The organism is Micromonospora sp. NPDC047644 (assembly GCF_040704315.1).
In the GTDB taxonomy this organism is placed as follows: Bacteria; Actinomycetota; Actinomycetes; order Mycobacteriales; family Micromonosporaceae; genus Micromonospora.
In genome coordinates this window covers 1-9,242 of the sequence record NZ_JBEYSY010000037.1, presented here as the reverse complement: position 1 = coordinate 9,242, position 9,242 = coordinate 1, and the positions used below count along the sequence as shown (strand labels likewise).

Annotated in this window: 10 protein-coding genes; 1 reads left to right on the top strand and 9 read right to left on the bottom strand. The window is 70.1% G+C overall.

The genetic code is table 11. The annotated features are described in order from the left end of the window. Positions 1 to 312: 312 nt before the first annotated feature. The 9 genes from AB0877_RS31575 to AB0877_RS31535 all read right to left on the bottom strand — a co-directional run bounded on the left by AB0877_RS31575 (position 313) and on the right by AB0877_RS31535 (position 7,982). Complete coding sequence (locus tag AB0877_RS31575; RefSeq protein WP_366613495.1) at positions 313 to 912, bottom strand: TIGR03086 family metal-binding protein; 600 nt, start codon at positions 910 to 912, stop codon at positions 313 to 315. A gap of 186 nt (positions 913 to 1,098) precedes the next feature. Continuing rightward, positions 1,099 to 1,545, bottom strand: coding sequence for a metal-sulfur cluster assembly factor (locus tag AB0877_RS31570; protein ID WP_366613493.1), 447 nt, complete (start codon positions 1,543 to 1,545; stop codon positions 1,099 to 1,101). 147 nt (positions 1,546 to 1,692) lie between these two features. Next, on the bottom strand, positions 1,693 to 2,166 hold the full coding sequence (gene sufU, locus AB0877_RS31565) for a Fe-S cluster assembly sulfur transfer protein SufU (protein WP_366613490.1): 474 nt from the start codon (positions 2,164 to 2,166) through the stop codon (positions 1,693 to 1,695). Further along, entirely contained in the window at positions 2,166 to 3,470 is a 1,305-nt protein-coding gene (locus AB0877_RS31560; protein ID WP_366613488.1) for a cysteine desulfurase, read from the bottom strand. The genes sufU and AB0877_RS31560 overlap by 1 nt, the downstream gene beginning before the upstream one ends. 20 nt (positions 3,471 to 3,490) lie before the next feature. Continuing rightward, positions 3,491 to 4,264, bottom strand: a complete 774-nt coding sequence (gene sufC, locus AB0877_RS31555) for a Fe-S cluster assembly ATPase SufC (protein ID WP_007462702.1) — start codon at positions 4,262 to 4,264, stop codon at positions 3,491 to 3,493. Continuing rightward, positions 4,264 to 4,590, bottom strand: coding sequence for a non-heme iron oxygenase ferredoxin subunit (locus tag AB0877_RS31550; RefSeq protein WP_366613486.1), 327 nt, complete (start codon positions 4,588 to 4,590; stop codon positions 4,264 to 4,266). Before AB0877_RS31550 ends, sufC begins: the two co-directional genes overlap by 1 nt. Further along, positions 4,590 to 5,735 (bottom strand): Fe-S cluster assembly protein SufD, encoded by a 1,146-nt coding sequence (gene sufD, locus AB0877_RS31545; protein ID WP_366613484.1) that lies wholly within the window; start codon positions 5,733 to 5,735, stop codon positions 4,590 to 4,592. The genes AB0877_RS31550 and sufD overlap by 1 nt, the downstream gene beginning before the upstream one ends. A 97-nt stretch (positions 5,736 to 5,832) precedes the next feature. Further along, entirely contained in the window at positions 5,833 to 7,263 is a 1,431-nt protein-coding gene (sufB, locus tag AB0877_RS31540; RefSeq protein WP_366613482.1) for a Fe-S cluster assembly protein SufB, read from the bottom strand. Beyond that, a complete protein-coding gene (locus AB0877_RS31535; protein WP_366613497.1) occupies positions 7,260 to 7,982 on the bottom strand; it encodes an HTH domain-containing protein in 723 nt (240 codons plus the stop codon). The genes sufB and AB0877_RS31535 overlap by 4 nt, the downstream gene beginning before the upstream one ends. A 176-nt stretch (positions 7,983 to 8,158) precedes the next feature. Between AB0877_RS31535 and AB0877_RS31530 the strand changes: the two genes are divergently transcribed. Further along, the gene (locus AB0877_RS31530; protein ID WP_366613480.1) at positions 8,159 to 9,124 is read left to right on the top strand and encodes a COX15/CtaA family protein; all 966 of its coding nucleotides are present in this window, start codon (positions 8,159 to 8,161) and stop codon (positions 9,122 to 9,124) included. The last annotated feature ends 118 nt before the right edge of the window (positions 9,125 to 9,242 follow it).

The following is a 9,242-nucleotide window of genomic DNA, read 5'->3' as shown; positions in this document are numbered from 1 at the left end:
GGCGTAGTTCTCCTGCGGGGTGTACTTCGTGCCGCGGGGCGCGCCCCGCGCCCCGCGCCCCGCGCCCCGCGCCCCGCGCCCCGCGCCCCGCGCCCCGCGCCCAAGATCCTCACAACATCCCCGATGTTGCTGCCTCCGACACGTACGAAGACCGCAACATCCCTGATCCTGCGCGGATCTTGACGACAGGCACGCCACCAAAATCGTGCTCGAACCAGGATGTAGTGGCCTCGGTGACGTACCGAGGCCGCTACATCGAGGATCGAGCGCGATCTTGGCGTTTGGGATCGGCCGAGGGAGCAGAGCCGAACCTCAGGCGGTCAGTCGGGGGTCGCGACCGAGGTAGGCGAGCAGGGCGGCGACCTCGTCGGCCTGCGGAGCGGAGTCGATCGCCGGGGCGTACGCGCCGTAGGCCCGTAGCGGCTCGACGATCTGTCGGGCCACCACCAGCAGGGGGCGGGCCAGTTCGGCGCCGAGCGGGGACGGCTGGCCGGTGGCCACCGCGATGTCCCAGGCGTGCACTGCGGCGTCCAGGGCGCACGCTACGGCGCCGACGTCGGCCGGCAGCTTGCCCTGAGGCAGCGGCGTGGGCACCTCCGGGTCGTCGTCGGCGACGCCCTTCCAAGCCCGGGCGGACGCGTCGAGCGCGGCGTGCAGGCCGGCGAGCTTGTCACCGTCGACCCGACCGGAGGGGGTGAACGGGTCCTCCGCCGGCCCCGGCCCGCCGTCGATCGCCGCCGCGAAGGCGAGCTGGTCACCGACCGCGTGCTGAAGCACCTGGGTGACGTTCCATCGCTCGCACGGGGTGGGCCGCTCCCAGGCGTCGGCCGGAACTCCCTCGACTGCCGTCCGAAGCGCGGCGTGCGCCTCGTCGAGCACGGCCCGCCACTGCCCCGCCACCATCTCGCTCATCGCCCTGCCCTCTCCGCCGGCTTCCAGCGCGCTGACCCGCCCGCTGTCGGATCGGAATATTCCGCTCCGTTTGATGGATTCAGCTTATCAGACCGGAACGATCCGTTCCACTACTTTCGGACTGGCCTGGAAACGCGTCGAGCGCGGCACCCGGACGGGTACCGCGCTCGACGAAGTGGGTTCGGATCAGACGTTGAAGCCGAGAGAGCGAAGCTGGTCCCGACCCTCGTCAGTGATCTTGTCCGGCCCCCACGGCGGGAGCCACACCCAGTTGATCCGGATGTCGTTGACGAGGCCGCCACCGGGGCCGGTGGTCAGCGCCTGCCGGGTCTGGTCCTCGATGACGTCGGTCAGCGGGCAGGCCGCCGAGGTGAGCGTCATGTCCAGGGTGGCGACGTTCTCGTCGTCGACGTGGACGCCGTACACGAGACCCAGGTCGACCACGTTGATGCCGAGCTCCGGGTCGACGACGTCCTTCATCGCCTCCTCGATGTCGGCGATCATGGCCTTGCTGACGCCGCCCGCAGGAGCGGCGGCGTCACCGGTGCCATCGGTCGTCGAGGCGTCGGTCTGCGGCACCACCGTGGTGTCACCGGCCTCCGGCGTCGCCTCAGTAGCGGTGTTCTCGCTCATGCCATCCCTCCGCTTCGCTCCGTGACGCCATGAGGCACCAACGCGCAGAACCACCGATTCGCTCGCTGACGCTCGCTCATGCCATCCCTCCGCTTCGCTCCGTGACGCCGCGAGGCACCACTGTGTCATTCGCTCGCTGACGCTCGCTCACGCCTTCACCTCCGGGCTCGTGCCCACACCGGCGCGTGCCGCGGCGTCCTTGAACGCCATCCACGGCAGCAGCGCGCACTTGACCCGGGCGGGGTAACGGGCCACACCCGCGAAAGCAACCCCGTCACCGAGCACGTCCTCGTCCGGCGTGACCTGGCCACGTCCGGACATCAACTCCACGAACGCCTCGTGCACCTCGAATGCTTCCCCGGCGCCCCGACCACGCAGCAATTCGTGCAGCACACTCGCCGACGCCTGACTGATCGAGCAGCCCATCCCGTCGTACGAGATGTCGTGCAGCACAGTGCCGTCGGTGGCCACCCGGACGGTGACCTCGTCACCGCAGGTGGGGTTGACGTGGTGCGCCTCCGCGACCTGGTCGCCCGGGTCGTCGGCATCGCGCAGGCCACGCCCGTGCGGGCGCTTGTAGTGGTCCAGGATGATCTCCTGGTAGAGCTGGTCGAGCTGCATCAGTCGAACACCTTCCGTACCTGCTCCAGACCGGCCACCAGAGCGTCGATCTCCTCGGTGGTGGTGTAGAGGTAGAACGAGGCCCGGGTCATGGCCGGGACGCCGAACCGGCTGCACACCGGCTTGGCACAGTGGTGACCCACCCGCACCTGAACGCCGAGGGAGTCGAGCACCTGACCCACGTCGTGCGGGTGCACGTCTCCGAGCGCGAACGAGATGGTGCCGCCCCGGCCCACCGGCACGCTCGGGCCGAAGATCCTCAGGTCCGGCACCGAGCCGAAGGCGTCCAGCGCGTACGCCGTCAGCTCCTTCTCGTGCCACTGGATAGCCCGCATCCCGACGCCGGTCAGGTAGTCCACCGCCGCGCCCAACGCGACCGCCTCGGCGATCGGCGGGGTGCCGGCCTCGAACCGGGCCGGCGGGGCGGCGAACGTCGAGCGGCCCATGGTGACCGTCTCGATCATCGAGCCGCCACCCATCACCGGCGGCATGGCCGCCAGCAGCTCGGCCCGGCCCCAGAGCACACCGATGCCGGTCGGGCCGCACATCTTGTGGCCGGTGAACACGATGTAGTCGGCGTCCAGGTCGACCACGTCGAGGGGCAGGTGCGGCGCCGACTGCGAACAGTCCAGCAGCAGTAGCGCGCCCACCTCGCGGACCCGGGCGGTGATCCGGGAGGTCGCGTTGACAGTGCCCAGGATGTTGGACACGTGCACCAACGAGACGATCTTCGTCCGTTCGGTGACCAGGTCCTCCAGGCCGGACTCGTCCAGCCGGCCCTGGTCGGTGACCGGGAACCACCGCAGCGTCGCGCCGGTCCGCTCACAGAGCAGCTGCCACGGGACGATGTTCGAGTGGTGCTCCATCTCGGAGATCACCACCTCGTCACCCGGGCCCAGCCGGAAACGACTGTCGGCGTCCGCGCGCAGCGAGGCGTTCGAGAAGGCGTACGCCACGATGTTGATCGCCTCGGTGGAGTTCTTGGTGAACACCACCTCGTCGACGCTCGGCGCGTTGATGAACGCGGCGACCTTCGCCCGCGCCCCCTCGTACGCCTCGGTGGCCTCGGTGCCCAGGGTGTGCACCGACCGCGACACGTTCGCGTTGTGCCGCGCGTAGTGCTCGTCGAGCACGTCGAGCACCTGGCGCGGTTTGTGGGAGGTGTTGGCGCTGTCGAGGTAGACCAGCGGGTGCCCGTTGATCTCCCGGTCCAGGATCGGGAAATCGGCGCGCACCCGGGCCACGTCGAAACGCGGCACGTCGTCGTACTGCGGCATCCCCTCGGGGATCGCGATGCTGGTCATCTCGGCAGCGCCTCTTCCGCTCAGGCCTTGGCCGTGCCGGCCCCGGCGGCGTACCGCTCGTAGCCCTCGGCCTCAAGCTTGTCGGCCAGCTCCGGGCCACCCTGCTCGACGATCCGGCCGGCCACGAAGACGTGCACGAAGTCCGGCTTGATGTAGCGCAGGATCCGCGTGTAGTGGGTGATCAGCAGAACGCCGGTGTCGCCGGTGTCGCGGACCCGGTTGACGCCCTCGCTGACCACGCGCAGCGCGTCCACGTCGAGGCCGGAGTCGGTCTCGTCGAGGATCGCGATCTTCGGCTTGAGCAGCTCCAGCTGGACGATCTCGTGCCGCTTCTTCTCACCACCGGAGAAGCCCTCGTTGACGTTGCGCTGGGCGAACGCCGGGTCCATCTGGAGGCGCTCCATCGCGCCGCGCAGCTCGCCGCCCCAGGTACGCAGCTTCGGCGCCTCGCCGTCGATGGCGGTCTTCGCGGTCCGCAGGAAGTTCGCCACCGAGACGCCGGGCACCTCGACCGGGTACTGCATGGCCAGGAAGAGGCCGGCGCGGGCGCGCTCGTCGACGGTCATGGCCAGCACGTCCTCGCCGTCGAGGGTCACCGTGCCGCCGGTGATCTCGTACTTGGGGTGGCCGGCGATCGAGTACGCCAGGGTGGACTTACCGGAACCGTTCGGGCCCATGATCGCGTGGGTCTCGCCCGACTTAACGGTCAGGTCGACACCGGCCAGGATCGGCTTGAGCTCACCCTCGGGCAGCTTGACCGACACCTTCAGGTCGCGGATCTCCAGGGTGCTCATTATCGGGTCACTCCATTACTCGGCGTCAGGCTGAGGTAGATGTCGCCGTCGCGGACTTCGACGGGGTAGACGGGGACGGGTTCGGTGGCGGGCAGGCCGGTCGGCTCGCCGGTACGCAGGTCGAAGCGCGAGCCGTGCAACCAGCACTCGAGCGTGCAGCCGTCGACCTCGCCCTCGGAGAGCGCGACGGCGGCGTGCGAGCACTCGTCGTACGCGGCGTAGAAGGTGCCGTCCTCGCCGTGCACCAGGGCGATCGGCGTGCCGTCGACGTCCGCGCGGATCGCGGTGCCCTTCGGCACGTCCTCGGTGGAGCAGAGCCGGATCATCAAGCGCCGGCCTTGGTCAGCCGGGCCTCGATGGCGTCACCGAGGCTCTCCCGCAGCGACTCCACCGGGATCTTGTTGATCAGCTCGGCGAAGAAGCCACGGACCACCAGCCGGCGGGCCTCACTCTCCGGGATGCCCCGGGCCATCAGGTAGAACAGCTGCTCGTCGTCGAAACGGCCGGTCGCGCTGGCGTGACCGGCGCCGGCGATCTCGCCGGTCTCGATCTCCAGATTGGGTACGGAGTCCGCGCGCGCGCCGTCGGTGAGCAGCAGGTTCCGGTTGATCTCGTACGTGTCGGTGCCGGTCGCCTCGGCCTGGATGAGCACGTCGCCCACCCAGACGGTGTGCGCGCTCTCGCCCTGCAGAGCGCCCCGGTAGCCGACGTAGCTGCGGCAGTCCGGCACATTGTGGTCGACCAGCTGCCGGTGCTCCAGGTGCTGGCCGGAGTCGGCGAAGTAGACGCCGTACAGCTCGGCCTCGCCCCCGCGCCCGGTGTATTCCACGCTGGTGAACTGCCGGACCAGGTCGCCGCCCAGGGAGACCTGGATGTGGATGACCTTGGCGTCCCGACCCAGCTTGATCTTCAGGTGCTGGGCCTGGACCGCGTCGTCGGCCCAGTCGGCGACCGTGACCAGCGTCAGCTTCGCGCCATCGGCCACGGCGACCTCGACGTTGTCGGCCAGGGTGGCCGACCCGACGTGCTCCAGCACCACTGTCGCCTCGGCGAACCGGCCCACCTCGACGAAGGTGTGACCGAACGCCGGCTGCTCGACACCCTCGCCGACCACCCGCAGCCGTACCGCCTCGCCGAGCACCACGTCGGGGTCCACCCGCAGCAGCAGTGCGTCCGCGGCGGCACCGTGAGCCAACGCGCTGACCCGGTCGACCGGGATCAGCACGCTGCCGATGCGCTCGTCGTCACGGCCGACCCGGGTGATGGCGACGCCCTCGGGCAGGTCACCGTACTCGTGTCGGACCGCGCCGGTCGCGGCCGGCGCGTCGCCGGTGAGGCCGCGCAGGCGCTTGAGCGGGGTGAAACGCCACTCCTCCTCCAGGCCGGTGAGGGCCGGGAAGTCGGCGACGTCGTACGAGCGCAGCGCCTGCGACTTGGTGCTGGGCGGCGGCGCGGAAGCCTGGGTAGTCATGTCTTCCTTGGTCTGTCATGAATCGGAGGGTCGAAGCGGGCTGGACCGGACCCGGCGTACCGGGTCCGGGTCCGGCCATGGCCGGGCGGAGGCGGCGTCAGCCGACCGCGCCCTCCATCTGAAGCTCGATCAGGCGGTTGAGCTCCAGGGCGTACTCCATCGGAAGTTCCTTGGCGATCGGCTCGATGAAGCCGCGCACGATCATCGCCATCGCCTCGTCCTCGCTCAGGCCCCGGCTCATCAGGTAGAAGAGCTGGTCATCACTGATCTTGGAGACGGTCGCCTCGTGCCCCATCGACACGTCGTCCTCACGGATGTCGACGTACGGGTAGGTGTCCGAGCGGGAGATCGTGTCGACGAGCAGTGCGTCGCACTTCACCGTGCTCCGGCTGTGGTGCGAACCCTCCAGCACCTGCACCAGACCCCGGTACGAGGTGCGGCCGCCGCCACGGGCGATCGACTTCGACACGATGGTCGAGGAGGTGTGCGGCGCGGCGTGCACCATCTTGGCGCCGGCGTCCTGGTGCTGGCCCTCGCCGGCCATCGCCACCGAGAGCACCTCGCCCTTGGCGTGCTCGCCGGTCATGTAGACCGCCGGGTACTTCATGGTCACCTTGGAGCCGATGTTGCCGTCGACCCACTCCATGGTCGCGCCCTCGTGGCAGACGGCGCGCTTGGTGACCAGGTTGTAGACGTTGTTGGACCAGTTCTGGATGGTCGTGTAGCGGCACCGCGCGTTCTTCTTGACGATGATCTCCACGACCGCGCTGTGCAGCGAGTCGGAGGAGTAGAGCGGGGCGGTGCAGCCCTCGACGTAGTGCACGTACGCGCCCTCGTCGACGATGATCAGCGTCCGCTCGAACTGGCCCATGTTCTCCGTGTTGATCCGGAAGTAGGCCTGCAGCGGGATCTCGACGTGCACACCCTTCGGCACGTAGATGAACGAGCCACCGGACCACACCGAGGTGTTCAGCGCGGCGAACTTGTTGTCGCCGACCGGGATCACGGTGCCGAAGTACTCCTTGAAGACGTCCTCGTGCTCGCGCAGCGCCGTGTCGGTGTCCAGGAAGAGGACGCCCTGCTCCTCAAGGTCCTCGCGGATCTTGTGGTAGACGACCTCCGACTCGTACTGCGCCGCGACACCGGCGACCAGCCGCTGCTTCTCCGCCTCCGGGATGCCCAGCCGGTCGTAGGTGTTCTTGATGTCCTCGGGCAGGTCCTCCCAGCTGGTGGCCTGCTTCTCGGTCGACCGGACGAAGTACTTGATGTTGTCGAAGTCGATCCCGGTGAGGTCCGCGCCCCAGGCCGGCATCGGCTTACGACCGAACAGCCGCAGGCCCTTCAGCCGCAGGTCGAGCATCCACTCCGGCTCGCCCTTCTTGGCCGAGATGTCCCGCACCACCGCCTCGTTGATGCCGCGCTGGGCGGCAGCCCCGGCGGCGTCCGGGTCGGACCAGCCGTACTCGTACCGGCCCAGGGCGGCGAGCTGCTCTTCCTGGGTCAGGGGCTGGACGATCTGCTCGGTCATCTATCTGTCCTCACAGTGGTTACGGGATTACCGGATTGAGCGCGGCCCGGCTGGGCCGGGATGTGCGTGGTGCACACCCCGTCGCCGTGCGCGATGGTGGCCAGACGCTGCACGTGGGTGCCGACCAGACGGGAGATGACCGCGGTCTCGGCCTCGCACAGCTGTGGAAACTCGGCGGCCACGTGCGCCACCGGGCAGTGGTGCTGACAGAGCTGGCCGCCAGAGGCGATCGTGGTCGCATTGGCAGCGTAACCCTCGCCGGTGAGCGCTGCGGCAAGTGCCTCGGCTCGGGCGAGAGGGTCGTCGCCCGCATCCTCCATGGCCGTCCGACAGCGGGACTCGAGAGCGGACACCTGTTCGGTGGCGAACGCCTCCACCGCGTCCGGACCGCCGCTGCGGGCGATCCAGCGCAACGCCGCGGTGGCCATGTTGTCGTAGTGGTGTGTGCCACAGCGGACCCGGGCGGCCTCGGTCAGCAGGAACACCTTCGCCGGGCGACCCCGACCGCGGCTGCCCTGCACGGGCTGCTCGCGGGCGTAGACGTCACCGTCGGCAAGCATCGCGTCGAGGTGTCGGCGGATCGCCGCCGGGCTGAGCCCGAGCGCCGCGCCGAGCTGCGCGGCGGTGGTGGCACCCTGCTCCAACAGCAACTGGGTGACCCGATCCCGGGTGGAGACCTCGGCCGCCGCCGGCCCGGCGGGGCCGACCGGAGTGGTCACGGCAGGCGCGGACGCGGACGCACCGGCGGCCGGCACGGCCGTCGGTTGGTGCCCGGAGAGCGCCGCCGCGTTTTTCACAACGCCAACGTTACGTAATTACCCGGAGGGTCGCAAACCCGGGCCCCGGTGATCCGAACCACCGCACTGACGGAGTCGGACGAACCTCGATCACTACGGTGCGTAGGATTTGCGCCGTGAACCGAATCGTCCGTCCGGTCTCCGGCATCCTGCTGCGCCGCCTCGCGCTCGCCTCGATCATCGCGAACGTGGGCATCGTCGTCACCGGCGGGGCCGTCCGACTGACCGCCTCGGGCCTCGGCTGCCCCACCTGGCCCCGATGCACGGACGATTCCTACGTCACCACGCCGGAGATGGGCGTGTACGGCGTCATCGAGTTCGGCAACCGGATGCTGACCTTCGCGGTCGGTCTGATCGCGCTGGCCACCGTACTGGCCGTACTGCTGCACCGGCCCCGCCGACCCGGGCTCCTCGCCCTGGCCGTGGCGGTCTTCCTGGGCATCCCCGCCCAGGCGGTGATCGGTGGCATCACCGTGCTGACCAACCTCAACCCGTGGGTGGTCGGGCTGCACTTCCTCGCCTCGATGGCCGTGATCGCTGCCGCGTACGCCCTCTGGCGACGCATCGGCGACCCCGACGGCCCGACCGAGGCCGTGGTGCCCGCACCGCTGCGCGCGCTGGCCCGGATCACCACCGGCGTCACCGTCGCCGTGCTGGTCGTCGGCACCTGGGTCACCGGCAGCGGCCCGCACGCCGGCGACCACGGCGCCGCCCGCAACGGGCTCGACCCGGAGACGATCTCCCAGGTGCACGCGGACGGGGTCTTCCTACTGATCGGCCTCTCGGTGGCGCTGATCTTCGCGTTCCGCGCCGTCGGCGCGCAGCGGGCCACCCGCGCCGCGATCATCCTGGTCGCCGTGGAGTTGGGCCAGGGCCTGATCGGCTTCGTGCAGTACTTCACCCACGTCCCGGCGCTCCTGGTCGGCGCACACATGCTCGGCTCCTGCCTGGTGCTGCTGGCCGCGCTGTCGGTCCAGTGGTCCACCCGGGAACGCCACCCGGTCGCGCCGGCCCCTCAGGCCACCCCGACCGACGCCGCCGCCCCGGTACCAGTCACCGCCTGACCGCCTGACCGCCTGACCGCCCTCGCGCCCCGCGCCCCGCGCCCCGCGCCCCGCGCCCCGCGCCCCGCGCCCCGCGCCCCGCGCCCCGCGCCCCGCGCCCCGCGCCCCGCGCCCCGCG

Bases quoted from the DNA above. Each gene is read 5' to 3' on its own strand.
- AB0877_RS31575 (WP_366613495.1), bottom strand. From the start codon at position 912: ATGAGCGAGATGGTGGCGGGGCAGTGGCGGGCCGTGCTCGACGAGGCG.
- sufD (WP_366613484.1), bottom strand. From the start codon at position 5,735: ATGACTACCCAGGCTTCCGCGCCGCCGCCCAGCACCAAGTCGCAGGCG.
- AB0877_RS31550 (WP_366613486.1), bottom strand. From the start codon at position 4,590: ATGATCCGGCTCTGCTCCACCGAGGACGTGCCGAAGGGCACCGCGATC.
- AB0877_RS31570 (WP_366613493.1), bottom strand. From the start codon at position 1,545: ATGAGCGAGAACACCGCTACTGAGGCGACGCCGGAGGCCGGTGACACC.
- sufC (WP_007462702.1), bottom strand. From the start codon at position 4,264: ATGAGCACCCTGGAGATCCGCGACCTGAAGGTGTCGGTCAAGCTGCCC.
- sufU (WP_366613490.1), bottom strand. From the start codon at position 2,166: ATGCAGCTCGACCAGCTCTACCAGGAGATCATCCTGGACCACTACAAG.
- AB0877_RS31560 (WP_366613488.1), bottom strand. From the start codon at position 3,470: ATGACCAGCATCGCGATCCCCGAGGGGATGCCGCAGTACGACGACGTG.
- sufB (WP_366613482.1), bottom strand. From the start codon at position 7,263: ATGACCGAGCAGATCGTCCAGCCCCTGACCCAGGAAGAGCAGCTCGCC.